This is a genomic window from Streptococcus suis, assembly GCA_002831545.1.
Taxonomy (GTDB): Bacteria; Bacillota; Bacilli; order Lactobacillales; family Streptococcaceae; genus Streptococcus; species Streptococcus suis_P.
In genome coordinates, this window is sequence record CP025095.1 from 254,374 (window position 1) to 280,097 (window position 25,724).

Genomic DNA, 25,724 nt, shown 5'->3' on the forward strand with positions numbered 1-25,724 from the left:
TTTGTAACAAAAGAAATATTTTTGTTATCTTTTCCTGAAAAACTCTTCAATATCTGCCTGTTCTATGCCAATCATGGGGTCGATGGTTAGTAGGTTGTCTACAGTTAAAATGTATTCTCTGGGTTGTATATTTGTTGCTTCTGACTGGTCTTGATCAAGAAGTGAGAGTTGTTGGCTGTTTTCTGTTACTGGATCTGTTTGTTCTAGCTTATTTGACTGGGCAGGGGGCTGGGTTGGCTTGGCTGTGGCTGTTTTGCTTTCGTCGTTTTTAGTCAGACTTTCCTTGCTGTCCTGCTCTGCCATTTCTCCTTGGAAACGTGGGACTAGATAGGTTTTTCGGACGGTGCCGGCGTTTTTGACGGCGTAGTCGAAGGCGGAGATTTCGCCTAGGAGGATGAGCTTGCTCTTGGAGCGGGTGATGGCGGTGTAGACCAGATTGCGCTGGAGCATGCGGTGGCTGGTGCGCGTGATGGGAAGGATGACGACTTGGAACTCACTGCCCTGGGACTTGTGGATGGACATGGCATAGGCCAAGGTAATCTTGTACCATTCGTTACGGGGATAGGTGACCTCGCTACCGTCGAAGTTGATGGTAATCTCGTCCTGCTTGGAGTCGGTGTACTTGGCAGGCAGGAGGTCGGTAATATAGCCCAAGTCGCCATTGAAGACATTGGCTTCGGCGTCGTTGACTAGATGAATGACCCGGTCGCCTTGGCGGAAGGCTTGCTCGTTATGGAGGAATTCTAACTCTCCTTCTTCCAGTGGATTGAGCAGGGCCTGGGTCATGGTGTTGAGTTGGTCAATACCTGCAGCACCACGGTACATGGGAGCGAGGATTTGTACTTCGTTTGCAGGAATGCCCGACTTGATGGCTGCGCCGACAATACGCTCAATCAGAGCTGGAATTTGTTCGTTTTGCGCTTCAAAATAGGAGCGGTCAGCCTTTTTTTCGCGGAAATCGCTAGGCAGAGCTCCTTGGCGAATCTGGCTGGCTAGGGTAACAATGGTCGAATCATCGGATTGACGATAGATGCGTTCCAGAGTGATGCTGGGTAGCTTGTCAATTTTCAAGAGGTCAGCAAGGACTTGACCGGGACTGACAGAAGGTAATTGCTCCGCATCGCCAACAATCAGAACTTGGGTCTGGGAGGAGATGTTCTGGAAGAGCTGGTTTGCCAACCAAGTATCTACCATAGAAAACTCATCCACGATGATGAAATCAGCTTCGAGGTAGTCATCTCGGTAGGATTCTTCTTGTCCTTCTACCAGACCGAGGTGGCGGTGGATGGTGGCGGAAGGTAGACCTGTCAACTCATTCATTCGTCTGGCTGCTCGTCCAGTTGGAGCGGCAAGAAGGACTGGGCATTCTTCTCGGTTGCGAGTCAGGTCAATCTTATGCAAGATGGCATAGACTGCGATAATACCGTTGATAACCGTTGTTTTTCCAGTCCCTGGTCCGCCTGTCAGAATGAAAAGCGGATTGGTAATGGCTTGGATGATGGCTTCTTTTTGAATGTCATCGTAGGTCAGGGAAGACATGGTTTCCAGCTCTGCTATGGCAGCCTCGACGTCTGCGCGTGGGAAGGGTTTGAAACCATTTTTTCCCATCAGGCGGGTCAGGTTTTTATGGATACCATGTTCGGCAAAGTAGAGGCTGTTATCAAAAATCTTGGTGCCTTCTTGCTGTACCTTGTCGTCTGCAATCAGTCCTGTCAACTCGTGGGCAACAGCAGCGGGGTCCAGTTCTGTATGGCGGGATTTTTCCAGCAGTTCAAGGGTTGCTTCCAGCAAGTCTCTGGCCTCCACATAGGTATCGCCTGTTTCCATGGAGCGATGGATGAGGCTAAATAGCATGCCTGCCCGAAAACGTTGGGGTGAATCACTGGCAATTCCCAGGTTTTCCGCAATCCTATCGGCAATGGTAAAGCCGAGCCCCTGGACATCTTCGACCAGTTGATAGGGATTTTCTTCAATAATCTGAAGTGTTTTTTCTTTATATTGGTCTTGGATTTGAAAGGCCAATTTATTGGGAATACCATACTCGGCTAGTTTGGCCAAGATCAGCTCGGTTCCATAATTGAGGCGGAGCTTTTCCACAAATGCCTGCCTGTTCTTGCTGGATAGGCCTGTGATTTGGGTTAGTTTTTCAGGTTCAGCTAAAATTTTGTCGATGGTATCTTCGCCATAGAGCTCAACGATTTTTTCAGCTGTTTTACGTCCAATTCCTTTGAAATGGTCGCTGGAGAAATACTTAACCAGACCAGCTGAGGTAGGCTTGCTGCGTTCGTAGCGCGTGATTTGTAGTTGTTGACCATACTTGGGATGGGTGACCAGATTGCCATAGAAACGATAGTCTTCTCCCTCGATGACATCGGCAATGGTTCCAGTCACAATAATTTCGTAGTCATCATAGTCTGCGTCTGTCTCCTCGATTTCAAGGAGAAGGATTTTATAAAAATTACTAGGATTTTCAAAAATAATCCGGTCAATAGTGCCGGTAAAATACACTTCGTTCATAGAGTTTATTTCCAATAATAATGAAAAAGAAGTTTGGAACGGATTGCTCCAAACTTGTTTGTGTTATACTCAATGAAAATCAAAAATAGCCTAGGAAACGAAGCTGATGATAGAACTCTGTTACTGTCTTGTTTCAAGGTAACAGGCTGAAAAGCTCCACCGGAGCTTTTCACTCATCAAGGCTCTTGACAACGGATAGTTTTGATTTTCGAAGAGTATTAATCAACAGTCCCAATACGGTTGAGAGGCCACATGCGAAAGACAACTTCTCCTTTGATGTTTTCACGGGAAAATGTTCCTACACTACGACTATCTAGTGAGACAAGACGGTCATCTCCCATCAGGTAGTATTGTCCTTCTGGGACTGTCACGGTAAAGTCTATGTAACCATTGGCATCTTGTGTGAAAGCTTCAGCAGATTGGGCCACAGCTTGGAATTGTTTGTTGTAAGAATAGACTTCTTGAAGTTTATCTTTCTGGAATGCAGCTAGATATTCATCTAAGTAAGGCTCGTCCACTTTTTGGTCGTTAACATAGAGGACATCGTTTTCGTAGCGAATGGTGTCACCTGGCATACCAATCACACGTTTGACAATCAGTTTTTCCTTGCCGTCGCTGTCTGTCTCACTGGCTACAACAATATCAAAGCGGTCGATAGAGGTCGTTTTTAGCATGATGAGTTTTTCTTGGTGTTGAAGCGTTGGGTCCATGGAATGGCCATCGACAGATACAGGATTCCAGATAAAGTATCGACTGGCAAAAAAAGCTACCATAAACAGTAAAAAGATGCCCCATTCAGCTAAGAAGGCGACTAGTGGTGAGCGTTTTGTTTTTTGGATTGCTCCCATATTTTTTTCCTCATTTCAATAATTTTTGTGCTTTTTGCGTATTAGCAAAGTGAAGTTTTGCAGTCTCATTGAGACCAGCCATGCCATAGTCTTTTAAGATGCTGGCTGCGACTTGGTCGGACTTACTGCCAGCTCCTGAAGGCAGGCTTCTGCCTACCAATTGACCAAGCTGGACAAGATTTTCTAAAAACATAGCTCTAGCAATAATAGAAGATACTGCCACAGCCAGGTACTTGCCCTCAGCCTTTTCTTCTAGAGTAACCGGATTGGCGAATTGGTTTGCCTCCTTCTTCAAGTACTTTTGATAATTTTGGCTAGAAGTAAAGGCATCAATGACAATCTTCTCAGGATGGACACCCTTTTGCAAGAGTAGGAAAATAGCCTGATTGTGCAGGGCGACCTTGACAGACACCGCATTGTAGCCTTGCTCGATGACTTCGTTGTATTTTTTCGGTGACAATAGCAGAGCTTGGTGGGGGATTTTCTCTTTTAAGAGAGGGGCGATTTGGCAGATTTTCTGGTCTGTCATTTTCTTGGAATCATCCACACCAAGCGACTTGAGAAAGGCATGGTCTTCTGGGCGGACAAAACTAGCAACGACTGCCAAACCTCCAAAATAAGACCCGTTTCCAACCTCATCCGTACCAATCATGGGCAGGTTTTGACCAGGTATGGTCGTCTGTTCAGAGCTTTCTGGCTCATAGCCCCAGAGCCCTGCTTCCTGCTCTGCCATTTCCCCCTGAAAAACGACTTTTCCAGAAGTGTAGATGGACAGGCTGGTCCCTTCTAGCTTGAAAAAGGCTGTCATATAGGGATTTTTGCTATGTGCTTGGTAGGCCGCGTAGTGGCTGATCATTTTGGTCGCTACTTGTGGAGAGACCTTTAGTACGACTGTATTCATGTTTTTATTGTATCACAAATGCTGGATAGAGTGTGCAGAAAAGGGCGGTTTTTACTATAATAGAAGGAGAAAGTGAGGTAGACAATGAAAAATCAAGTACAGTACAAGTGGGCGACTCTGGGCACAGGTGTCATTGCCAACGAATTGGTTCAGGCCTTGCAGGCTATGGGGGGAAATCTTTATTCGGTGGCCAACCGTACCTATGACAAGGGTGTGGAGTTTGCTAAAAAATATGGCATCGAGAAAGTTTATCGGGAAATCGATGAAGTGTTTGTGGATCCTGAAGTAGACATTGTCTATATTTCTACGCCTCACAATACCCATATCCATTATTTGAGAAAGGCCTTGAAGGCTGGAAAGCATGTCCTCTGTGAGAAGTCCATTACCTTGAATTCGGAAGAATTGGCAGAAGCTATTCAACTGGCAGAGGAAAATCAGGTTATTCTGGCAGAAGCCATGACCATTTTCCATATGCCAATCTATCGTCAGTTGAGCGAAGTTGTTGCCAGTGGTAAGCTGGGAGAGTTGAAGATGATTCAGATGAACTTTGGTAGCTACAAGGAATACGACATGACCAACCGCTTCTTCAATAAGAACTTGGCAGGTGGTGCTCTTTTAGATATCGGTGTCTACGCTCTATCCTTTGTCCGTTGGTTTATGACGGAAAAGCCAAATCAAGTCCTATCTCAGGTTAAATTGGCTCCGACAGGTGTAGACGAGCAAGTGGGTATTTTGCTCAGCAATGATGCAGGAGAAATGGCGACCATCGCCTTGACTCTCCATGCCAAACAGCCAAAACGCGGAACGATTGCCTACGATAAAGGCTACATTGAGCTCTACGAGTATCCTCGTGGACAAAAGGCGGTTATTACCTATACCGAAGACGGCAGTCAAGAAATCATTGAGGCTGGCGAGACAGTCAAGGCCCTCTCTTATGAAGTGGCAGATATGGAAAAAGCTGTGGCTGGAATTGAAAACACCATGCACCTGACCTACACCCAAGATGTCATGGATATCATGACCCAACTCCGCAAAGAATGGGGCTTGGTTTATCCTGAAGAAATGTAGGATCTTGACTAATCCGAAAATAGAAATGAGAGTGAGTTAGTAGCCAATTGTTGGATTACTGCCTTACTCTTATTTTTTACTTATACTCTTCAAAAATCCAGACGTTGTTGACTTGATTTGATGAACTTTAGTTCTATCTGCATCTGCGTCTCCGAGTCTGTTTTTGATTTTCATTGAGTATTATCTAATAATATGACAGTCAGATGACATTTATATTGATTGTGTGACAGAAAAGTCCTAAGATTACATAGTGGAGACAGTTTATTTAAAAGAACGGTTGAAGGCTTGTTTTTCAGATTTAATTTAGGTAAGATAGAACCATCTCAAAAATAAAGAAGGAATAAGATTATGAAACGTAAGAGAACAAATAAACCACAACATATGCGTCGCAAGAGAAAAACACCTATCATGAAAAACAATAAGAAGATGTTATACACATCCTCATTGGCTCTTTCCCTCTTTAGTACAGGGATGATTTCGACAAATGTTTTAGCCATCGAATGGGCTCCACGTACTGTTTCTGAAATTAGCCCAGAAATTGTACAAGAAGAAGGAAAGATGACCTATACTGTTCAGTATGGAGATACCTTATCTGCCATCGCCTCAGCTATGAATATTGATATGGACTTGCTGGCGAAAATAAATCAAATTGCAGATGTCAACTTGATTTTCCCTGATACGGTACTGACGACGACTGTTGACCAAAACAATCAAGTGACTCAGGTTGAGATTGAAGCTCCTGTTCAGGGAAACACAAATGAGACCGTTCAGGCAACTGTTGACCTAACAACCAATCAAGTAACGGTTGAGGATACGGTTGTTCCCTTGGATCAAATTTCATCAGTTACCGACTCAGCACCTGTAGAGGAAGTTGTAGAACAGCCTGTAGTAGAAGCGCCTGTAGAGGAAGTTGTAGAACAGCCTGTAGCAGAAGCACCTGTAGAGGAGGTTGTAGAGCAACCTGTCGTAGAAGCACCCGTAGAGGAAGTTGTAGAGCAACCTGTGGTTGAGGCACCTGTAGAGGAAGTTGCAGAACAGCCTGTCGTAGAAGCGCCCGTAGAGGAAGTTGTAGAACAGCCTGTAGTAGAAGCGCCCGTAGAGGAAGTTGTAGAACAGCCTGTAGTTGAAACTCCACAAGTGACAGCCCTATCAACCACTACAACAAGTACAAGTGCTTATGATGTCGGTTTGCAACCTCAGGTAGCAGCCTTCCGCGCAGAAGTGGCAAATGCCTTCGGTATTACTTCTTTCTCAGGTTACCGTCCTGGTGATTTTGGCGACCATGGTAAGGGATTGGCAATTGACTTCATGGTACCACAAAGTTCAGCACTTGGGGATCAAGTAGCAGAATATGCTATTGCCAATATGGGTGCGAAAAATATTTCTTATATTATCTGGAAACAACGTTTTTATGCTCCATATGCAAGTATTTATGGACCTGCATATACTTGGAATTTGATGCCAGACCGTGGAAGTATTACTGAAAACCACTACGATCATGTGCATGTATCTTTTAATTAGACTTACAAAAATAACCGTTTCAGCCTTATCTGAAACGGTTATTGCTTTATATGTAGTAATATAGTCGAATGAATTAGCTTTCAGACAAGGAACTGAGGTGCAGATTGCTAGCACAGCCTAGTGGCTGTGCTAGGTTGGAGATATAACTTGAAAGCAAGTCACTTCTGTAGAGTACGGCAAGCCGAAAGTGACGATGTATCAAAGTTAATTCAAATGACTGATATGTAAAGCCCTTTGTCAAGTAAAAACAATCGAACTGATTAAAAAATGAAAAGTATCTAGAAAGAGCCTAGTTCTTAGCTTCGGGCATTGGCCACTCTGATATTCGTGGATTGGTTACCTACAGGTCAATGGTTCTGCCGCGAGTCCTACTCTCTATAAGCGTGGATCACAATTGTGCCACTTAGTCATTTCGTAGATGACTCAAACCTTGAAGTCCTAAACTCCTTCAAGATACTTTCCATTCAAACATGATTTCAATCCTTATTTCTGTCCAAATTCACCCAGTGATTTTGGATAGAAATAGGGATTCCTCATCGCTCTGCGATGATAAAACTTAATGGTCAAAAGTGTACATGAAAACAAGCGCTAACTTCAAGCTATTCTTCCTGTCATCATCCCCCAAATAAAACCAGACAATTCTCGTGCAATAGCTGTTTTAGCAACATTTTGTTTCTTATTTTTTCCTAGAACAAGTGTGCGATAACGTCTTCTTAAGCGTTCATTAGCCTTATCCGCATAAGCAATCACCTCCACTCGGTTTCCACTTTGTCTCCTTTTCAATTCTTTGGATTTATACCCAATCGTCCCCTTAGCCAATGATTGTGCAGCTTCTATCAGAAGTCGTCTCACATGGCTATTCCCAGCTTTGGTGATAGCACCTCTTCTCTCCTTGTCGCCGCTAGAATTTTCGCTAGGAGTTAGCCCAAGATAAGAAGCAAAATGTTGAGCTGTCGCAAAGCGATTAAAATCACCGATTTCTGTCACAATGGAAAGAGCAGTTAGTGTTTTAATGCCAATAAAGCAAGAAAGCCGTGAGACCTTCTCTTGATAACTGTCGCTTTGACCCAGTTGCTCAATTCGTGCATCATACCGTTCTATTTGATCTACTAATTTCTCATAGGTCAATAGATATTCTGTCAAAATCTCTGCGTAAAGTCCATCAGGATTTAGGGAACGGAGCCAGCGGACATGTTTCTGTGTCCAATTACTGCTTCCCTCGGTATAGCGAAAATCATGTCGGAGACAGAAGGCAAGAATTTGTTGTTTGATTTTCTTCAGAGCCACTTTGTGGTCTGTTCTCATGCGGATATATTCTTTGACTTGTTCATCCTCAACAGTAGGAATATGAACAGGCCGATAGCTACGAAAGGCCAGAGCTTTTGCGAGCTGAGCTGCATCTTTTTTATCAGTCTTAACACGCTTAGATCCTTCCTTCATCACCGTTGTAGGCGCCATCACGATACAGGGAATCCCGTGAGCTTGTAGCTGGTGATATAGGGTAAATCCAAGACATCCGGCTTCGTAGCCACATAACACTTCTGCATCTTGACCATATAAATGACGAAGCTCATTCACATAGTTCACAATATAGCTAACATTTGGACCAACTTTAGTGCTATGTTTGAATTGATTCGCCATCATATCATAATAGCAGAGTGAAAAACTTTCTTTGTGAACATCCATTCCGATGAAAAGTGTGGTAAAATGAAACATATAAGACCTCCAATTGAGTGTGGTAATTCCTGTTAGAAGTTGATTGTTTTTTTATTCTAGTGTACAGGTAAATCCACGAATTCTCAACTGGGGGTCTTTACATATTGTCTATAAAAAAGAAACAACTATCTCCCCCCCAGATAGCTGTTTCGTGCGTAAACTACATTATAAAATATATTCCTAAAAGAAACCTTAAACCAAGAACTTGCCTTCACAAGTAACATACTGAGCTGTGAAGGCGGGTTCTAATTTTAGGAAAATTAAAATTGACATGTTGAGTGTTGTTTTCGGATGTTTTATCGTTTAGTTAACTTGAATTGCCAATGCTTGATACGGCTTGAGGGTGATTTTCTTACCGAGTTTGTTGTCAGGGTAGTTGCTGATGAGGATTTGACCACGTGCGTAGTCATCTGCTAGTTCTAGTTCAACCTCTTCTGCAAAGAAGTTGTTTAGGACCAGTAGTTTTTCGCCATTATGCAAGCGCTCAAAGGCGTAGACTTTCTGGCTATCCTTGTAGGCTGCCTTGTAATCCCCTTCTGAGATGAGGGGTAGTTCTTTTCGGAGTCGAATCAACTCTTGATAGAAGGTGAAGATTGGGCCTGTTTTTTCCTGCTCAACGTTAATCGTTTGATAGGATTTGCCAGCTTTCAGCCAAGGTGTGCCTGTTGAGAAGCCTGCATTGTCAGAAGCATCCCATTGCATCGGAGTGCGGGAATTGTCACGGGACTTGGCCTGGATAATCTTGAAGGCCTGCTCAGGTGTGTGACCTTGATTCAAGAGCATCTGGTAGGCATTGATAGACTCGACATCGACATAGTCGTCCATGCTGTCGTAGTCAGGGTCGATCATGCCGATTTCCTCGCCCATGTAGATGTAAGGCGTACCGCGGGACAGGTGGATAGAGGCTGCTAGCATGGTTGCTCCTTCCTTACGGAAATTCTCCACATCAACAAAGCGGTTGAGGGCTCGAGGCTGGTCGTGGTTGTTGTAGAAAAGGGCGTTCCAGCCATTTCCGACGGACATTTCTTCACCCCAAGTATGGAAGAGGTGTTTGAGTTCTTCAAAGTCAAAGTCCATGATGGTCCATTTTTGCCCGTCCTTGTAATCCACTTTCAAGTGGTGGAAGTTGAAGGCCATGGACAATTCTTCCCGCTCGGGAGCTGTGTAGAGAATGCAGTTTTCAATGGTGGTGGCAGACATTTCCCCGACGGTCATGAAGCCTTTTTCGCTACCAAAAGTAGCATTGTTCATCATCTTGAGGTAGTCGTGGGTAATCGGGCGGTCTGTGTAGGCAGGCTTGCCGTCATTGATTGGGCAGTCTTCGAGGACTTCGTCCTTACCAATCAGGTTGATAACGTCGAAGCGGAAGCCTTTGACACCCTTGTCTTTCCAGAAGTTGACCACTTTGAAGAGTTCTTCGCGGACATGAGGGTTTCGCCAGTTGAGGTCGGCTTGGGTCACGTCAAAGAGATGGAGGTAGTATTTCCCAGTATCTCCAAAGGGAGCCCAGGCATTGCCGCCAAACTTAGACACCCAGTCAGTTGGCTGGTCACGCAGGATAAAGAAATCTTGGTAGTATTTGTCGCCTGCTAGGGCTTTTTGGAACCATTCATGCTCCGTTGAGCAGTGGTTGAGGACCATGTCTAGCATGAATTCGATACCCAGCTCTTTACCGACAGCCACCATTTCTTCAAAGTCAGCCATGGTCCCAAAATCAGGATTGACGGCTGTGTAATCAGAAATATCATAGCCGTTGTCCCGCTGAGGACTTGGGTAGAAAGGGTTGAGCCAAATCATATCAATGCCTAGCTCCTTCAAATAAGGTAGTTTTTCAATAATTCCTCGTAAATCCCCTACACCATTTCCAGTTGTATCCTTGTAAGATTTTGGGTAGATTTGATAAACAACCTTTCGTTTGTCTATTGTCATTTTGCTCTCTCTTTCTTGATTTTTCCTTCTTGCATAAGCAATGATAGGAGGAGGCTGGGCAAAAAGCTTAACCTCGCTTCTCAGGGTTCGTGTCAACATCTCAGCGCAGTGGTTGATTGGGTTTAACAGTCCAGTGGACTGTTAAAGGTTGGAGATAGGATTTGCGAAGCAAATCTCAGCAATTCGTGTTTTACACTCCAAATCTGACCATTACGACTGATGCGAACAGAGTTCGCTTCATTTCCAACCTCCAACAGTCACTACTCTGACTGTTGGAGCTATGCGGGGGTGGGAGTGAAACAGTCTGGGGATAGACTGTTTCAGCTCAACAACTTAAAACGAAAAATTGTTGACGAACTCTTTTTTGACCAGTCGAGTTCTTTCCCGCTCCCCCTCCTAGAACATTAATTCTTTGTAACTGTCAGAATAGCTTCGCCTTGCGAGATGGCACGAGGAAGATTTCCGATAACTTGAGTGTCAAAGTCAGTTTGGTTGGTCACGATAACTGGTGTTTCAGCGACGAGACCAGCAGCCTTAATGACATCGATGTCAAAGCTAATCAATTTATCACCAGCTTTTACCTTGTCACCTTGCTTGACATGGGCTGTAAAACCTTTACCTTCCAAACCAACAGTATCCATACCAATGTGCATAAGGAGTTCAACTCCGTTTGTAGCAGTGATACCAACAGCGTGGTTAGTAGGGAAGAGGACAGATACTTCACCATCGACTGGAGCAACCAAGACACCTTCGCTAGGATCGATAAGGACACCTTGTCCCATGACCCCAGATGCGAATACAGGGTCAGTTGCCTGTGACAATTCTTTTGCTTGACCAGTTAGGGGGCTGATCAATTCGATAGCAGCACCAGTTTCAACGACAGTTTCAGTTACGACTACAACTTCTTCAACAGTTTCTTCTTTTTTTGAAAATGCACCTGTACGTTTGAAAACAGCTGTCAAAATCATTGGGACAACAATCGCAACTACCATTGCTAGCAAGAATGGACCCCAGTATTCAGCTTTGATAGACAAGATACCTGGAAGACCACCGATACCGATAGAGGCAGCTTGGATGTTGAAGGTTACAGAGAGAAGTCCAGCAATACTTGAACCGATCATTGCAGCTACGAATGGGTAAACGTATTTCACGTTGACACCAAAGAGGGCTGGTTCAGTAACACCTAGGTAGGCAGAAATAGTTGCAGGAAGTGAAACCTGAGCTTCTTTTTCATTGTGACGGCTCATGAGGAAGTAGGCAAATACTGCAGAACCTTGAGCAATGTTAGAAAGGGCGATCATTGGCCAGAGACCGGTTCCACCAGCATCTGCAATCAATTGTGTATCGATGGCATTTGTCATGTGGTGAAGACCAGTGATTACGAACGGTGCATAAAGGGCACCGAATACCGCACCGAAGAGCCATTTCAATGGACCAGTCAAACCAGCCAATACGATAGTTGACAACCATTGCCCGATTGTCCAACCGATAGGACCAAGGACAGTGTGAGCTAAGATGATGGCAGGAAGAAGTGATAGGAATGGTACGAAGATCATTGAGACCACTTCTGGAACAACCTTACGCCAGAAGATTTCTAGGTAAGACAGTGCCAAACCGGCAAGGAGGGCAGGGATAACTTGTGCTTGATAACCGATACGGGCAATACTAAATGCACCGAAGTTCCAAGACCAGTCGCTGGCAATAGTTGCTGCATCTGTACCAGGTACGGCATAAGCATTGAGCAACTGTGGAGAAACCAAACAGATACCAAGGACGATACCAAGGATTTGAGATGTCCCCATTTTACGAGATACAGACCAAGTGATACCTACTGGTAGGAAGTGGAAGATGGCTTCACCTGGCAACCAGAGGAAGTGGTTGACCCCATTCCAGAATGGAGATACTTCAACGATTGTTTTCTCATTCAAAGCAGACCATTGTACACCTTCCAAAACGTTACGGAAACCGAGAATCAAACCGCCGACGATAAGGGCTGGGATGATCGGCGTGAAGATTTCCGCCAACATAGTCATGACACGTTGGATGGCATTTTGGTTGCTTTTAGCTGCTGACTTGGCAGCTTCCTTAGATACGCCTTCGATACCAGACACGGCTGTGAAGTCATTGTAGAATATTGGTACATCGTTACCGATGATGACTTGGAATTGACCAGCGTTGGTGAAGGTTCCTTTTACTGCAGGAATGTCTTCGATGACTTTGACATTTGCCTTTTTGTCATCAGTAAGAACAAAACGCATACGTGTCGCACAGTGTGTTACTGCATTGACATTCTCTTTTCCACCAATAGCATCTAGGAGCTGTTTGGCTTCTTTTTCAAATTTTCCCATATATTTTTCCTTCTAGACGGCTTATGGAATCCGTCACCCTATATTTTTTGACATCTCTCGAAGTATGTCCTTTTTTGAAATTTGTACGGACAAATTTCTTTTGTGTTATCATTGTATCCGATTTCAAAAAATAATGCAAGCGTTTTTGCTTAGTTTTTTTAAATTTTGAAATGAATTTTGTTATAATGTTGATAGTTGTATGCTATTTGACAGATGAATTTGCGAGGAAATGATGAAAAAATACCAAGAAATTTATAATGACTTAAAAGAAAAAATACGGACAAATGTTTATCCGGCAGAAAGCTCCCTACCGACAGAACAGCAGCTTCAGGAAATCTATGGTGTTAGTCGTGATACGGTTCGTAAGGCGTTGGCGATTTTGACTGAGGGAGGTTTGATTCAAAAAGTGCAAGGGCGTGGTTCAATGGTCCTTAAGCAAGAAATTCTCAATTTCCCAGTTTCAGGTTTAACTTCCTATCAGGAATTGACAAATGTTCTCCAGCTTTCTACCAAGACAGATGTTGTCAGCTTAGATATGATTACCGTTAATAGTAGCCTTTCGCATTTGACAGACTTTGAGCCGTATAGCAAGGTGTGGAAAGTTGTCCGTACACGTTCAATTGACGGTAAGGTCTCCGTTGTGGATACAGATTATCTTGCTGTCGATGTCGTGCCAGAGTTGACAACTGCTATTGCTGAAAAATCCATCTATGAATACCTAGAAAATAAGTTAGGCCTTGATATTGCTTATGCACAAAAAGAGATTACGGTAGAGCCGACCAGTCGAGAAGAACGAGATTTGATGCAGATTCAGGATGATTATCTGGTGTTGATAAAATCCAGGGTCTACTTAGGAGATACGCGACAATTTCAATACACTGAAAGTAAGCACAAGATTGATAAATTCCGCTTTGTAGATTTTGCTCGTAGAAAGCATTCTTTATAGGAGAGATTAGCCAAATCAAGTTTTTTACGCTATAATCCCGACTTTCTCACTTATTTTTTCAAAAAAATGCCATAAGTGCTTGATATAGTTGAATTTTTTGAATAATTTTTATCATTATTCTTGTTGTATATGGTTATGTATGTTATAATGTAACTATGGCATTTATCAAAACAACAACGAACAAAGAAGGTCGGACCCATGTCTACCTAGTCGAGGGATATCGTAAAGATGGCAAGGTCAAACAACGGATCCTAAAAAAATATGGCTTATTGGACGAACTTGAAAAAGACGATCCCGCTATTCTTGACCGATTAAAACAAGAAGCTAAGCAAGGGATTTTAACAGATAAGAAAACTCTAACAGTTGACTATGATTTGCTTGCTCCTATGTATGAACCAGATAAGTCTTATGGTTGGATGGTACTAGATGGTTTGTTTGAGGAATTGGAGTTATCTCATTTTTTAAAATCCCGACCTCATAAGGCTGACTACGACTTGGTTCAAGTGCTAAAGCTACTTGTCTTTCAGCGTATCTTACATCCGAATAGTAAACTTGCGACATATGCTTCTCAGGGTGATTTGTTTGGAGATTGGTCAGTTAGTCGCAATGCTATCTACCGTTCTTTGGATCTCTTGAACTCACTAAAAGAGGACCTTCAACTACATCTGCACAAGGAAGTAAGTCGACTGACAAAGCGTGAAGCTCGTCTGGTTTTCTATGATGTTACTAACTATTACTTTGAAACAGATATCCCTGATAGTGAAGAGGTATCAGAGAGCGGAACAATTCTCAAAGAGGGCTTGCGTAGGAGGGGACCGAGTAAGGAACACAGACCTAAGCCTATAGTGCAACTGGGATTGTTTATGGATACCAACGGTATTCCAATCAGCTATAAATTATTCAGAGGCAATCAGACAGACCCTGTGACTTATCTTCCTGCTGTTGAAGAAGTAAAGAAACAATTTGGGATTGAACGAATTGTAGTTGTGGCAGATAAGGCAATGAATAGTCAAAATAATGTTTCAGCTATGGAGAAGCAAGGAGATGGCTGGATCTTCTCACAAAAGCACCGTGGGAAACGTGGTGCTCCGAAGGATATTCAAGAAAAAATATTGGAAGAATCTGGTTGGCAGTTTAATCAAGAGATCACTTTCGCTAAAAAGTCTTACATTCGAGAGAGAAAACTTGGGACCAAGAAGGATTCTCCAACCGTTAGAGAAAAAGTACTAATGACCTGGTCAAAGAAATATGAAGATAGAGAACGGATTCGACGTGAAGGGGCTCTTGACTATGCCAATAAGCTAACTGATGCGGAATTGTTTCGACAAACGAGTAAGAAGGGCGGAAAGAAATATCTTGAATTGAGCTATTTGGATAAGGAAACCGGAGAGGTTAAACCATTTTCGCCACTTATCCGAATTGACCAAGAACAGGTCGAATTTGATGCTCAATTTGATGGAGTTCATGTCCTTGTGACCAGTGAGACTGAGATGAGCGATGAGGCTATGCTTGCTTCCTACAAGGAACTGTCTAAAATTGAGGATTGCTTCCGTGTAACTAAGATGGAGTTAGAAAGTCGTCCAGTCTATGTTTGGACAGAAGAACATATTCAAGCACACTTTTTAACATGCTTTATTGCCTTGGTTCACTTACGCTTACTCCAACATCAGATTGACTGGAAAATGAGTCCAGAACGGATTACTTCTGCTCTAAATAGTGCAAAGGCCACAAGATTGAGGGATGATTACTATAGGCTTCAAGAGAATTCCGATATGCAGGAGTTAAATAAGCTTTTGGGGTTTGATTGGACCAATGGAATTGTCAAATTTGAAACGCTTAAGAAGTATGGGAAACGTCCATACACAACAAAAAAATAAGAGAAAAGAACAGTGAAATCCCTTGATAGACAAGGGGTTAGCTGTTCTTTATGCTTTTTTAAGTGATAAACTTGGGAGATACGCGACAATTTCAATACACTGAAAGTAAGCACAAGATTGATAAATTCCGCTTTGTAGATTTTGCTCGTAGAAAGCATTCTTTATAGGAGAGATTAGCCAAATCAAGTTTTTTACGCTATAATAGATAGAAGAAGAGGTAAGATATGGCAAACTTAAATCGATATAAATTTACATTTGGCGAGAAGCAATTAACCTTGACAACTGAGCATGACAATCTCTTTATGGAAGAGATTGAGCGTATTGCACAGGAAAAATACCAAGCCATCAAAGAAAAGATGCCGACGGCGGACCCTGAAACCCTCGCGCTTTTGTTGGCAATCAATGCTCTATCCGTTCAACTAACGCGCGAGATGGCATTTGAACAAAAGGAACAAGAACTTGCAAGCGTCAAAGAAAAGGTCTTGAAAAAGAATGTGACCTTGATTGACTTAGACGAGCTTGAGGACAAGGTATGATTTCATTAGCAATTATTCTCATTTTGGCATGGAGTTTCTACATTGGCTACAGTCGTGGTCTAGTTCTACAGGCGTTTTATAGCATGGGAAGTATTATTGCTCTGGTGGTTGCAACGGCTACTTATAAAAAATTGGCATCCTTCCTTTATCTCTGGGTGCCATTTGCCAATGCTACTCAGGGGAGCTCCAACTATTATTTTGATGAGAAATATCTCTTTGACCTAGATATGGTATTTTATGCGGGATTGGCCTTTCTTTTGATATACGTCTTGGTTTATGCTATTGTGCGTTTCATAGGAATATTTGTCCATCTATTAGAGGCTTTTAATCCTGATACAAAAACGACCAATCTCATAAGCGGCGCCTTGGCTGTCTTGGTGACTTTTATCTCTCTTCAGATTGTCATGGTCTTGCTATCAACTATTCCGTTAGCGATGATTCAAGATAAATTGCACAGTAGTTTTCTTGCCAACATCATGATTCAGTACACACCATTCACTAGTAGCTTTTTAAAATCTCTCTGGTTGAGTAATATAGCAGGGTAAGGGAGACCTTATCCTTTTTTGACTAAGTAGGAAAATATGAATAATAAGATTATTGAAACCCTTGAATTTCACAAGGTTAGACAGAAAATTGAGCCCTATCTCTTGACGGAACAGGGCTTTGAAGAATTGCGACAGTTGGAGCCCATGGTGGAAGTCCACCGTATCCAACAGGCCTTTGACGAGTTGACAGATATAGCGCAGATTTTTGTGGAAAATCCCTATTTCAGTCTGGCTGCTACGAGTGACATCGGTCCAGCCATGCGTCGTTTGGAATTGGATACAGACCTCAATATCGCTGAATTATTAGCTGTTAAAAAGGTCTTGGAAGTTTCTAAATCTCTCTTGGACTTTTATGGAAATCTGGAAAATGTCAGTCTTAGCCAGCTGGATAAACTCTTTGAGAAGATTGAGCTTTTTCCACATTTACAAGGCTCCCTCCAGTCCATCAATGATGCCGGTTTTGTAGAGGATTTTGCCTCAGAAAAGCTGGCTCGTATCCGCCGGAAAATCCGTGAAGCTGAAGACCAAGTTCGTCAGGTCATGCAGGATATTTTGAAGACCAAGGGCGACATGCTGTCCGATAGTATTTTGGCAAGCCGTAATGGACGCAATGTCCTTCCTGTTAAAAATACCTATCGCAATAAGATTGCGGGTGTAGTCCATGATATCTCCGCCTCAGGTTCGACCGTTTATATTGAGCCGCGGGCAGTGGTGACCTTGAACGAAGAAATCAGTCACCTACGTGCAGAAGAACGCCATGAGCTCAACCGTATCTTGCAGGAATTGTCGGATATGCTCCGTCCGCATAGTGGCGTGATTCGTAACAATGCCTGGCTTATCGGGCATATTGATTTCGTCCGTGCTAAGCATCTCTTTGCGCGTGATCATCAAGCAGTTGTACCCAAACTATCTGAGAAGCAGGATATTGCCCTTCTCAACGTTCGGCATCCGCTCATTGCTAAGCCTGTACCAAATGACCTTTATTTCGGTAGTCAGTTGACAGCTATCGTGATAACAGGTCCCAACACAGGTGGTAAGACCATCATGCTTAAGACCTTGGGATTGACCCATCTGATGGCCCAGTCTGGTTTGCCTATCTTGGCTGATGAGGGCAGTCGGGTAGCTATCTTCAAAGAAATTTTTGCGGATATTGGGGATGAACAGTCGATTGAGCAGAGTTTATCAACCTTCTCCAGTCACATGACCCACACGGTGGAAATTTTAAGAGCAGCTGATCAAGATTCTCTCATTCTATTTGACGAGTTGGGAGCTGGGACAGATCCGCAGGAGGGTGCGTCGCTGGCAATGGCTATTTTGGATGACCTTCGTCTGCGGGGGATCAAGACCATGGCGACCACCCACTACCCTGAGCTTAAGGCCTACGGGATAGAAACCTCTGGTATTGAAAATGCCAGCATGGAGTTTGATAGCAATAGCCTGCGTCCGACCTATAAGTTTATGCAGGGTGTTCCTGGTCGCTCCAATGCCTTTGAAATTGCCCGCCGTCTTGGTCTATCTGATATTATTATCCAGTCAGCCCAATCTTGGACGGATACAGATAGCGATGTGAACCGCATTATCGAGAAATTGGAAAGTCAGACGGTTGAAAGTCGCCGTCGCCTAGATAAGATTCGCGAGGTGGAGCAAGAAAATTTCAAGATGAACCGCGCTCTTCGTAAACTCTATGACGAGCTCAATCGTGAGCGGGAAAATGAGCTCAACAAGGCACGCTTGGAAGCCAAGGAAATTGTTGATCTAGCTTTGGCAGAAAGCGAGGGCATTCTCAAGAATCTTCATGCTGCAGCTAGTCTTAAGCCCCACCAGATTATCGAAGCCAAGGCAGAGCTGAAAAAGTTGGCACCTGAAGTAGTCGATTTGTCCAAGAATAAGGTGCTGAAAAAAGCCAAAATCCAGCGAGCTGCCAAGGTGGGCGATGATATTATCGTTACAGCTTATGGGCAACGTGGGACCTTGACCAATCAGCTCAAGGACGGGCGTTGGGAAGCTCAGGTTGGCTTGATTAAGATGACCTTGGCCAAAGATGAGTTTGAGTTAGTCAAGGCGGAAAAGGCAGAGCAACCTAAGAAACGTCAGGTACACACGGTCAAACGCGCTAATGTACGAGGACCAAAAGCTCGCTTAGATCTCCGTGGTAAACGCTACGAAGAGGCTATGATGGAGCTGGATGAATTTATCGACCAGGCCCTTCTCAATAACCTAGCCCAAGTCGATATTGTCCACGGTATTGGTACTGGAGTTATCCGAGAAGGGGTGACCAAGTACCTACGCCGCAACAAGCAGGTCAAGGAGTTCGGCTATGCCCCACAAAATGCAGGTGGCTCAGGCTGTACTATTGTGACGTTTAAATAGCAATCAACCGATGGGAGATTCTTATGATTATCAGAAAATATCAAACCAGCGATGAAAAAGGATGGGTTTACTGTAAGGCACTCAGCTACCTCTTCTCTCCATTCTTTGATGATAGAGAAACAGAGAAGCCCGAACTAATGACAGACGTTTATGATCATCGTGTGGAATGGGTGGCTGAAGTAGATGGCTCAAACGGTTTGGGGAATCGTTTGAGGTTGGAGATGGGACTTGCGTAGCAAGTTTCTGCTATTAAGTTGGTCTAATCGACATCGATATTTACACTGAGGAGTGCAGCCAGTCTTATATTTACGCACCAAGTAAGCGAACAGCTTATTTTACTAACCTAGCAGTCCACCCTGACTTTCAAGGGCAGGGCATTGCTCAGGCGCTTTTTGAAAAAGCAGAGCAGGAATTGCGTGAACAGGCTGTCGAGAAATTAGCTATCTTTACTAGAGAGGGAGATGTAGCCAATCATTTGTATCAAAAATGGGGTGGACAGTTAGTCTGTTCAGATTATCTTGTCATCGGTACACCTAAAGACACACCTTATGTCCGTTTTGGTGTCGATCTTCCCAATGCTAAATTGGCCTTTACAGATGAAACAGGTCAGCCAGCACCCTACTATCTCCGCGAAGGTGTCTATGTCGTGACAGACCAAGCAGATTTAGAATTGTTTGACATCGAAGATGTCTATCAAGAATTGACCTATGTGGTGGATTTAACAGAAAAAAGTTGAAACATATTCAACTTTTTTCTCTTGCTATGGAGTGGACTCCATAGTTTATAATCATAATATCATCAGCTGGTGAAAGGAAGTGATATTTTGAAAACGATGAAAGAAGTGGCGGAGGAATTGGGTTTATCCCATGATACTATTCGCTATTATGAACGAATCGGGCTTTTACAGGTGCCGCGAGACAAAAACGGCTACCGGCAATTTGACCAACAGTCGATTGACTGGCTCTTTTTGGTCAAAATGCTCCGTAAGTCTGGGATGTCCATTGAAAGCTTGGTGGATTATGTCGGTCTAGTACGACAGGGAGATAGCACCATCGCTGCTCGAAAGGCGATTTTACAGGAGCAGGAAGAGCGGTTGAAGGAGCAAATTGCTCAGCAAGAAGCCGTGTTGGAGATGCTGAGTCATAAGGTAGCGACCTATGATAGTCAGTTGTTACACTTTGAACAGGAACGATTAGACAAAGGAGAATAAAGATGCAGACAGTTACACTACATAATGGAGTTGAGATGCCTACAGTTGGATTTGGGGTCTTCCAAATCCCAGATCCAGAAAATTGCCAGCAGGTTGTCGAAGAAGCCATTCGGACAGGTTATCGCCTGATTGACACAGCTCAGGCTTATGGAAATGAGGAAGCAGTTGGTCATGCCATTCGTAATGCTGGTGTGCCGCGAGAAGAACTGTTTATTACAACTAAATTATGGATCTCAGATATGAACTACCAAGGAGCCAAAGAAGCTTTCGCGACCTCTATGGAGAAGTTAGGTTTGGACTATCTGGATCTCTATCTACTCCATCAGCCAGTAGGTGATACCTTTGGAGCTTGGCGAGCTTTGGAGGAACTCTATCATGAAGGAAAAATCCGTGCAATTGGTGTGTCCAATTTTAAACCAGACCAGATTGCTAACCTATCTCTTTTTAATACTGTGAAGCCGATGGTCAACCAGATTGAACTACATGTGTTCCACCAAAAACCAGAAGAGCGGGCCTATCTGGCCAGCAAGGGAATTCAAGTTCAGAGTTGGGGAGCCTTTGCAGAAGGGAAATTTGATGTTTTTACCAATCCTGTTTTGACAGCTATTGCTAGCAAATATGGAAAAACAACTGCTCAGGTCATGCTCCGCTTCCAACTCCAGTCAGGCATTGTTTCCTTATCGAAATCTGCCAATCCAGAGCGTGTCCGTCAGAATTTTGACATCTTTGACTTTGGACTGACGGAAGAAGACATGGTGGCTATCCAAGCTCTAAATACAGATACGACAGTCTTTGCCGACCACCACCAAGCCCAAACCATTGAAGCTCTAGCAGGCTATGTAGGGAAGACCTTTTAAGAGTGAGCTTGTTTTTGGCTACAACTGGACTTGACAAGCAAAACAGTATCCCAGTTCCCCCTCGTATTCCTGCGGTCTAGTTTAGGGTGACCATCATGCTTTCAAATCACAATTGTTTAAGCATGCCTATCTCCACTCTCATCCCGTAGCACCTACTCCGTCCCCTTGTCTCATTGCTACAACTGGATTTGATAGGAAGAACCATTTTCCATTTCACGCTTGCTCCCTGCGGTCTAGTTTGACTTGACCAATCTGCTTGTCAAATTAAGATTTCTAAAGTATGTCTATTCAATTTCTCTCTTCGTAGCAAATATTCGCATTCTCTTTTCATTTGGTGTAGAATGATAGTACCAAAAACAGAAACGGAGAAAATCATGGTTCAAGTTATTACAGATGCAAACTTTGAAGTTGAAACACAAGAAGGTGTAGTCCTTGTTGACTTTTGGGCACCATGGTGTGGTCCTTGTCGTATGCAGGCACCAATTTTGGAGCAATTAGCAGGTGAAGTGGATGAAGATGAATTGCGCATCTACAAGATGGATGTAGATGAAAATCCCAACACAGCTCGTCAGTTTGGAATCATGTCTATCCCAACCCTCTTGTTCAAAAAAGATGGACAGGTTGTGAAACAGGTTGCCGGTGTACACACCAAAGACCAAATCAAAGCAATCTTAGCAGAGATTGGTTAAGTGAAAATGAAAACAAGTAGTGAGTTCAGTTTCGCTGCTTGTTTTTTCACAATCGTGAGTATTTTTAAAACATAAGATTGTGAAGGTTGGCACAAGATGATATAATAACCATATTATTGTCATTTAGAAAGGTTAGCTATGTCATCTATTAGTTACAAACCATTAAATCTCTATCGTCAGTTTCAAACAGCAGCTCGAGAGTTTCCAAATGTTGCCATTTATTTTGACCAACCCTACACATTCTTCCCTGAATTAGGATTGGAAAATACCTATCAAACAGTTTTTGAGGCTATTCAAAAAAGAGCTGCTCAATTTGCAGCAGCAGGTATTGGCTATGGGGACAAGGTGGTTCTGTATAAGAGTCCAGCTTTTGACACCTATTTGTTATACTCAACAAAAATCAAAAGCAAACCAGTCAAGTGTTTTTAAACCATTGTCTACTAACAATTGGTTTTAAAATAGACCAATCTAACTCTCGTATTACTTCTTGAAGCTTGTTTATCACATCGTCTAGTGTTTTAAAAGCTTTATTCTTAAACCCTCTCTTTCGAATCTCAGCCCAAACTTGTTCAATTGGATTCATTTCAGGAGTATAGGGAGGAATAAACTCAAAACCAATATTATGTGGTTTCTCTAAGGTACTTGATTTATGCCAAACGGCATTGTCCATCACTAATAAAATATAATCGTCAGGATAAGCTTCAGATAGTTGTTTGAGAAAAACATTCATCCAATCTGTATTACAGCCCCCAGCGATAATGAAGAAGGACTCTCCTGTATGGGCATCAACAGCACCATAGCAATAGCGATACTCACGAATATAGTGACTATGTACATGCGGTCTCACCCCTTTTGGTGCCCAGGCCTTCCCAATTTTACTGATCCGACCGAAACCCGCCTCATCTTGATACATTAGCCTGACTTTATGATAGCGACGACTATTCTTGAAGCGCTTTCCTGTTTTCGTGAATGAAGATTTTATTTTTAGACGCTAGAATCGTTTCGGCGTCTGCTTTTTTAGGGTGTTCTGGTCTTGGCGTCACTTTGCGCCAACCATGGCGTTTAAGAATGGCATAGAATCCTTCCTTGGTCGTAGGGTGTCCAACCCGTTTCTGATAAGCTTCATAGAGAGAGTTTATCGTCACAAATTCGCCATTTAGTGAGGCTGTTAACTGTTCTTTTAGAAACGCTTCCTCTTCTTGAAGGGTTAAATATTGACGGTTCCGTCCACCTCGCGTTTCTCTTACTAGAGCTGAAATCCCCTCAAGTTCGTACTTGCGCTGTAAGGACCAGATTGTATACTTTGAATAGCCGATGAGGTTAGTGATTTCCTTATAGCTAAGACCTTCTGCTCTGAACAAGATAACTTGAAGTCGTCTATGAAATGGAGAATAGGTTTTATCTTTCAAATAAGTTTTTAATTCTTTCGTTTGTTCGATAGTAAGTTTCATAAATCTATTATAGGTTAGTTTTTGTTTTTTGAATAGTATTAGCAGTAGCGGTAACGGCATTGGGTGCTGTTCCTGTTATGATTTCCTACCATTTGCCATCTTCGAATTTAGATGTGTTTGCGGAGCGATTGGAAAAGTCTTTCATTGTCTACGACCAAGAAACGGAAGAACGTGTAGCAGGAATGACTCGAACTGACCTGGTCACAAAGATATTTTTACCCCAAGTCCTAGTGCAAGAAGCAGTTGCTTTTGAAGAAAATCTCCTGCCAGAAGATGTTATTCAATACATGACTCATACTTCAGGGACGACAGGTGTTCCAAAACTAATCTGCCACACAGCACAGACCATGGGCTGGCGAGTAGCATGGCAACAGACTATTTTTGACAAGATGACGGAGAGAGGCTTGCTGGCCTTCCATATCTCCCCTGTTCATTCACGCTATAATATCGGAGTGTCGTCGGCGATTGGGCTTGGATTCCCCCTCTACCCACTTTCTTCTGCAAGAAAAGATGATGTTGAACGGGCGCTTGCTCTTCACCGTCCAAGCGCTCTGGAAACCCATCCGAATAACTTTGTCCAATGGGCAAGATTGGCCAAGGAAAAACCAGAGGTCTTTAGTAGCATTCGTTATTACCATTCAACCTTTGATGCTATCAATATTGGTACGCTTCGTGCCTTCTTGGAGGCTTCTAAAGAGCAAGATCCAGTCTTTATGCAGGTTTATGGTCAAAGTGAATGTGGCCCAATGATTTTACGCTACCATCGCTTGGAAAACCTAGGAACAGTTAGCGGACGAGATATGGGGATTGGTCTGGGAGGTTACACAGAAGCACGCATTACAGACGCCCAAGGGAATCCTCTCCCAGCTGGAGAAAACGGCCATATCCAGTTCCTGTCAAAAGGCCGTGCTGTGACCTACTACAAAGAAGACGCCCGCTTCCAAGATAATGTGTATGGTGCTTGGTGGGATAGTGGTGACTACGGCTGCATTACTCCAGAGGGGACGCTTCTTCTAAAAGACCGTCAGGTTGACCTCATTGAGCACATCGACAGCAACCTTGCCTTGGAAGATTTATTGCTGGATAAATTGGACTTTTTATCAGAAGTCGTGATTATCCGCGATGTCAATGGTGCACCGCAGCCGATTATCGCTCTGGCAGAAGATGTTGAGATGAACTGGGAAGCTTGGTGGGCCATGGTTGCAGACCTACCACTATTGAAAGAGCCTATCTTGATGGCTTATGACGATATTCCACGAACAGCGACCATGAAGGTTCAACGCCTCAAAATGGAAGCAGAAATGAAAGAAAAAAATCTGTAAGGGTGACGAAACCACGCTTGCAGATAAGAAGGAGTTCACATGAAAGAAATCTACCTAGCAGGCGGTTGTTTCTGGGGGATGGAAGGCTACTTTTCCCAGATCGATGGTATTCTTGACACCAGCGTTGGCTATGCCAATGGACAGGTGGAGACGACCAATTATCAACTCCTCAAACAAACAGACCACGCAGAAACGCTCTATCTAGCCTATGATGAAGTCCGTATTAGCTTGCGGGAAATTCTCCTCTACTATTTCCGCGTCATTGATCCTTTCTCTGTCAATCAGCAGGGACCTGACAAGGGGCGCCAGTATCGGACTGGTATCTATTACACAGATGAGGCTGATTTGCCGACCATCGAGCAAGTCATGACGGAGCAGTCCCAGCTCTTTGGCGGACGCCCCCTAGCCGTTGAAGTGGAGCCACTCGCACATTACATCCCCGCCGAAGACTACCATCAGGATTATCTCAAGAAAAATCCCCAAGGGTACTGCCATATCGATCTTGGGCAGGCAAAAATCCCACTGATTGATGTTGCAGACTACCAAAAGCCAGATCAACAAGTCTTAAAAGACAGCTTGACCGACCTCCAGTATCAAGTCACTCAAGAAGCTGCGACGGAAAGACCCTTCGAAAATGAGTTTTGGAATAGCGACCAAGCTGGTATCTACGTCGATATTACGACTGGCGAGCCCCTCTTTCTCTCGACAGACAAATTCGACTCAGGCTGCGGCTGGCCCTCCTTTACCAAACCAATCAGCAAGGAAGTTGCGACTTATTTCCAAGATCTTTCCCACGGCATGAACCGCATCGAAGTCCGCAGTCGGGCTGGACATGCTCATCTTGGTCACGTCTTTGACGACGGACCACGTGATAAAGGCGGTCTCCGTTACTGTATCAACTCAGCAGCCCTTCGCTTCATACCGAGAGAGGAAATGGAAGCAGCAGGATATGGCCTGTTTTTGGATTTGCTTAAATAAATTTAGGAACGCAGAAAGTCTATTCGCAAAGAATAGGCTTTTTGTGTCGAAATAGTATATTTAAACATATAATTTTGATATAATGATTTATACAT

General features: G+C 43.5%; 21 protein-coding genes and 4 pseudogenes. 17 read left to right on the forward strand and 8 right to left on the reverse strand.

Features of this window, described 5'->3' with window-relative positions; genetic code table 11:
• Window positions 1-24 precede the first annotated feature (24 nt).
• The 3 genes from CWM22_01350 to CWM22_01360 all read right to left on the reverse strand — a co-directional run bounded on the left by CWM22_01350 (window position 25) and on the right by CWM22_01360 (window position 4,266).
• Window positions 25-2,517 (reverse strand): ATP-dependent RecD-like DNA helicase, encoded by a 2,493-nt coding sequence (locus CWM22_01350; protein AUC90670.1) that lies wholly within the window; start codon window positions 2,515-2,517, stop codon window positions 25-27.
• A gap of 218 nt (window positions 2,518-2,735) precedes the next feature.
• A complete protein-coding gene (lepB, locus tag CWM22_01355) occupies window positions 2,736-3,365 on the reverse strand; it encodes a signal peptidase I (protein AUC90671.1) in 630 nt (209 codons plus the stop codon).
• Between the two features lie 10 nt (window positions 3,366-3,375).
• Window positions 3,376-4,266 carry a ribonuclease HIII gene (locus tag CWM22_01360; protein ID AUC90672.1) on the reverse strand — a complete coding sequence of 297 codons (891 nt, stop codon included), beginning with the start codon at window positions 4,264-4,266 and terminating at the stop codon, window positions 3,376-3,378.
• A gap of 84 nt (window positions 4,267-4,350) precedes the next feature.
• Here CWM22_01360 and CWM22_01365 point away from each other — a divergent pair, with 84 nt between their 5' ends.
• The gene (locus tag CWM22_01365) at window positions 4,351-5,334 is read left to right on the forward strand and encodes an oxidoreductase (GenBank protein ID AUC90673.1); all 984 of its coding nucleotides are present in this window, start codon (window positions 4,351-4,353) and stop codon (window positions 5,332-5,334) included.
• Window positions 5,335-5,403: 69 nt separating this feature from the next.
• Here the strand turns inward: CWM22_01365 and CWM22_01370 are convergent, their stop codons facing one another.
• Window positions 5,404-5,508, reverse strand: a complete 105-nt coding sequence (locus tag CWM22_01370; GenBank protein ID AUC90674.1) for a hypothetical protein — start codon at window positions 5,506-5,508, stop codon at window positions 5,404-5,406.
• A gap of 234 nt (window positions 5,509-5,742) precedes the next feature.
• Here CWM22_01370 and CWM22_01375 point away from each other — a divergent pair, with 234 nt between their 5' ends.
• Window positions 5,743-6,855 carry a peptidoglycan-binding protein LysM gene (locus CWM22_01375; GenBank protein AUC92819.1) on the forward strand — a complete coding sequence of 371 codons (1,113 nt, stop codon included), beginning with the start codon at window positions 5,743-5,745 and terminating at the stop codon, window positions 6,853-6,855.
• A 594-nt stretch (window positions 6,856-7,449) separates the two neighbouring features.
• On the opposite strand, the gene CWM22_01380 is transcribed toward CWM22_01375, so the two are convergent.
• Window positions 7,450-8,571, reverse strand: a complete 1,122-nt coding sequence (locus tag CWM22_01380; GenBank protein AUC90675.1) for an IS110 family transposase — start codon at window positions 8,569-8,571, stop codon at window positions 7,450-7,452.
• 303 nt (window positions 8,572-8,874) lie between these two features.
• Complete coding sequence (treC, locus tag CWM22_01385; GenBank protein ID AUC90676.1) at window positions 8,875-10,500, reverse strand: alpha,alpha-phosphotrehalase; 1,626 nt, start codon at window positions 10,498-10,500, stop codon at window positions 8,875-8,877.
• Between the two features lie 161 nt (window positions 10,501-10,661).
• On the opposite strand from treC, the gene CWM22_01390 reads away from it, so the two are divergent.
• Together CWM22_01390 and CWM22_01395 are read left to right on the forward strand one after the other, a co-directional pair.
• On the forward strand, window positions 10,662-10,769 hold the full coding sequence (locus CWM22_01390; protein AUC90677.1) for a hypothetical protein: 108 nt from the start codon (window positions 10,662-10,664) through the stop codon (window positions 10,767-10,769).
• Window positions 10,720-10,908 (forward strand): hypothetical protein, encoded by a 189-nt coding sequence (locus CWM22_01395; protein AUC90678.1) that lies wholly within the window; start codon window positions 10,720-10,722, stop codon window positions 10,906-10,908. The genes CWM22_01390 and CWM22_01395 overlap by 50 nt, the downstream gene beginning before the upstream one ends.
• Here CWM22_01395 and CWM22_01400 read toward each other — a convergent pair.
• Window positions 10,905-12,848, reverse strand: coding sequence for a PTS beta-glucoside transporter subunit IIBCA (locus CWM22_01400; protein ID AUC90679.1), 1,944 nt, complete (start codon window positions 12,846-12,848; stop codon window positions 10,905-10,907). The two genes, CWM22_01395 and CWM22_01400, sit on opposite strands and share 4 nt — an antisense overlap.
• 232 nt (window positions 12,849-13,080) lie before the next feature.
• Between CWM22_01400 and treR the strand changes: the two genes are divergently transcribed.
• From treR to CWM22_01455, 11 genes and pseudogenes are all read left to right on the forward strand, one after another.
• Window positions 13,081-13,794 (forward strand): trehalose operon repressor, encoded by a 714-nt coding sequence (gene treR, locus CWM22_01405; GenBank protein AUC90680.1) that lies wholly within the window; start codon window positions 13,081-13,083, stop codon window positions 13,792-13,794.
• A 155-nt stretch (window positions 13,795-13,949) separates the two neighbouring features.
• Window positions 13,950-15,671, forward strand: a complete 1,722-nt coding sequence (locus tag CWM22_01410; protein ID AUC90681.1) for an IS1634 family transposase — start codon at window positions 13,950-13,952, stop codon at window positions 15,669-15,671.
• A gap of 65 nt (window positions 15,672-15,736) precedes the next feature.
• Window positions 15,737-15,838, forward strand: a pseudogene (locus CWM22_01415) (trehalose operon repressor).
• A 57-nt stretch (window positions 15,839-15,895) separates the two neighbouring features.
• Window positions 15,896-16,207 (forward strand): hypothetical protein, encoded by a 312-nt coding sequence (locus tag CWM22_01420; GenBank protein ID AUC90682.1) that lies wholly within the window; start codon window positions 15,896-15,898, stop codon window positions 16,205-16,207.
• Window positions 16,204-16,752 carry a colicin V production protein gene (locus CWM22_01425; protein ID AUC90683.1) on the forward strand — a complete coding sequence of 183 codons (549 nt, stop codon included), beginning with the start codon at window positions 16,204-16,206 and terminating at the stop codon, window positions 16,750-16,752. The genes CWM22_01420 and CWM22_01425 overlap by 4 nt, the downstream gene beginning before the upstream one ends.
• Window positions 16,753-16,788: 36 nt before the next feature.
• A complete protein-coding gene (locus CWM22_01430) occupies window positions 16,789-19,122 on the forward strand; it encodes an endonuclease MutS2 (GenBank protein ID AUC90684.1) in 2,334 nt (777 codons plus the stop codon).
• A 23-nt stretch (window positions 19,123-19,145) separates the two neighbouring features.
• Window positions 19,146-19,858, forward strand: a pseudogene (locus tag CWM22_01435) (GNAT family N-acetyltransferase).
• Window positions 19,859-19,954: 96 nt separating this feature from the next.
• The gene (locus CWM22_01440; protein ID AUC92820.1) at window positions 19,955-20,332 is read left to right on the forward strand and encodes a MerR family transcriptional regulator; all 378 of its coding nucleotides are present in this window, start codon (window positions 19,955-19,957) and stop codon (window positions 20,330-20,332) included.
• Between the two features lie 2 nt (window positions 20,333-20,334).
• On the forward strand, window positions 20,335-21,189 hold the full coding sequence (locus CWM22_01445; GenBank protein AUC90685.1) for an aldo/keto reductase: 855 nt from the start codon (window positions 20,335-20,337) through the stop codon (window positions 21,187-21,189).
• 374 nt (window positions 21,190-21,563) lie between these two features.
• Entirely contained in the window at window positions 21,564-21,878 is a 315-nt protein-coding gene (gene trxA, locus CWM22_01450; GenBank protein AUC90686.1) for a thioredoxin, read from the forward strand.
• 138 nt (window positions 21,879-22,016) lie between these two features.
• Window positions 22,017-22,265, forward strand: a pseudogene (locus tag CWM22_01455) (acetate--CoA ligase).
• Between the two features lie 28 nt (window positions 22,266-22,293).
• On the opposite strand, the gene CWM22_01460 reads toward CWM22_01455, so the two are convergent.
• A protein-coding gene (locus CWM22_01460) for an IS630 family transposase (GenBank protein ID AUC92821.1) occupies window positions 22,294-23,329 on the reverse strand; the annotation gives its coding sequence in 2 pieces (ribosomal slippage) (window positions 22,294-22,834 and window positions 22,833-23,329; 1,038 coding nt in all).
• 35 nt (window positions 23,330-23,364) lie between these two features.
• Here CWM22_01460 and CWM22_01465 point away from each other — a divergent pair.
• Both CWM22_01465 and CWM22_01470 read left to right on the forward strand, forming a co-directional pair.
• Window positions 23,365-24,651 (forward strand): annotated as a pseudogene (locus CWM22_01465) (acetate--CoA ligase).
• 39 nt (window positions 24,652-24,690) lie between these two features.
• Window positions 24,691-25,629, forward strand: coding sequence for a peptide methionine sulfoxide reductase (locus CWM22_01470; protein ID AUC90687.1), 939 nt, complete (start codon window positions 24,691-24,693; stop codon window positions 25,627-25,629).
• Window positions 25,630-25,724 lie beyond the last annotated feature (95 nt).

What these genes read in the sequence shown, in the direction of transcription:
- CWM22_01425 (AUC90683.1), top strand. Translation starts at nt 16,204, where the DNA reads ATGATTTCATTAGCAATTATTCTCATTTTGGCATGGAGTTTCTACATT.
- CWM22_01445 (AUC90685.1), top strand. Translation starts at nt 20,335, where the DNA reads ATGCAGACAGTTACACTACATAATGGAGTTGAGATGCCTACAGTTGGA.
- CWM22_01380 (AUC90675.1), bottom strand. Translation starts at nt 8,571, where the DNA reads ATGTTTCATTTTACCACACTTTTCATCGGAATGGATGTTCACAAAGAA.
- CWM22_01350 (AUC90670.1), bottom strand. Translation starts at nt 2,517, where the DNA reads ATGAACGAAGTGTATTTTACCGGCACTATTGACCGGATTATTTTTGAA.
- treC (AUC90676.1), bottom strand. Translation starts at nt 10,500, where the DNA reads ATGACAATAGACAAACGAAAGGTTGTTTATCAAATCTACCCAAAATCT.
- CWM22_01420 (AUC90682.1), top strand. Translation starts at nt 15,896, where the DNA reads ATGGCAAACTTAAATCGATATAAATTTACATTTGGCGAGAAGCAATTA.
- treR (AUC90680.1), top strand. Translation starts at nt 13,081, where the DNA reads ATGAAAAAATACCAAGAAATTTATAATGACTTAAAAGAAAAAATACGG.
- CWM22_01360 (AUC90672.1), bottom strand. Translation starts at nt 4,266, where the DNA reads ATGAATACAGTCGTACTAAAGGTCTCTCCACAAGTAGCGACCAAAATG.
- CWM22_01375 (AUC92819.1), top strand. Translation starts at nt 5,743, where the DNA reads ATGAAAAACAATAAGAAGATGTTATACACATCCTCATTGGCTCTTTCC.
- CWM22_01430 (AUC90684.1), top strand. Translation starts at nt 16,789, where the DNA reads ATGAATAATAAGATTATTGAAACCCTTGAATTTCACAAGGTTAGACAG.
- CWM22_01410 (AUC90681.1), top strand. Translation starts at nt 13,950, where the DNA reads ATGGCATTTATCAAAACAACAACGAACAAAGAAGGTCGGACCCATGTC.
- CWM22_01470 (AUC90687.1), top strand. Translation starts at nt 24,691, where the DNA reads ATGAAAGAAATCTACCTAGCAGGCGGTTGTTTCTGGGGGATGGAAGGC.
- CWM22_01370 (AUC90674.1), bottom strand. Translation starts at nt 5,508, where the DNA reads ATGAAAATCAAAAACAGACTCGGAGACGCAGATGCAGATAGAACTAAA.
- CWM22_01395 (AUC90678.1), top strand. Translation starts at nt 10,720, where the DNA reads ATGCGAACAGAGTTCGCTTCATTTCCAACCTCCAACAGTCACTACTCT.
- trxA (AUC90686.1), top strand. Translation starts at nt 21,564, where the DNA reads ATGGTTCAAGTTATTACAGATGCAAACTTTGAAGTTGAAACACAAGAA.
- CWM22_01440 (AUC92820.1), top strand. Translation starts at nt 19,955, where the DNA reads ATGAAAGAAGTGGCGGAGGAATTGGGTTTATCCCATGATACTATTCGC.
- CWM22_01400 (AUC90679.1), bottom strand. Translation starts at nt 12,848, where the DNA reads ATGGGAAAATTTGAAAAAGAAGCCAAACAGCTCCTAGATGCTATTGGT.
- lepB (AUC90671.1), bottom strand. Translation starts at nt 3,365, where the DNA reads ATGGGAGCAATCCAAAAAACAAAACGCTCACCACTAGTCGCCTTCTTA.
- CWM22_01365 (AUC90673.1), top strand. Translation starts at nt 4,351, where the DNA reads ATGAAAAATCAAGTACAGTACAAGTGGGCGACTCTGGGCACAGGTGTC.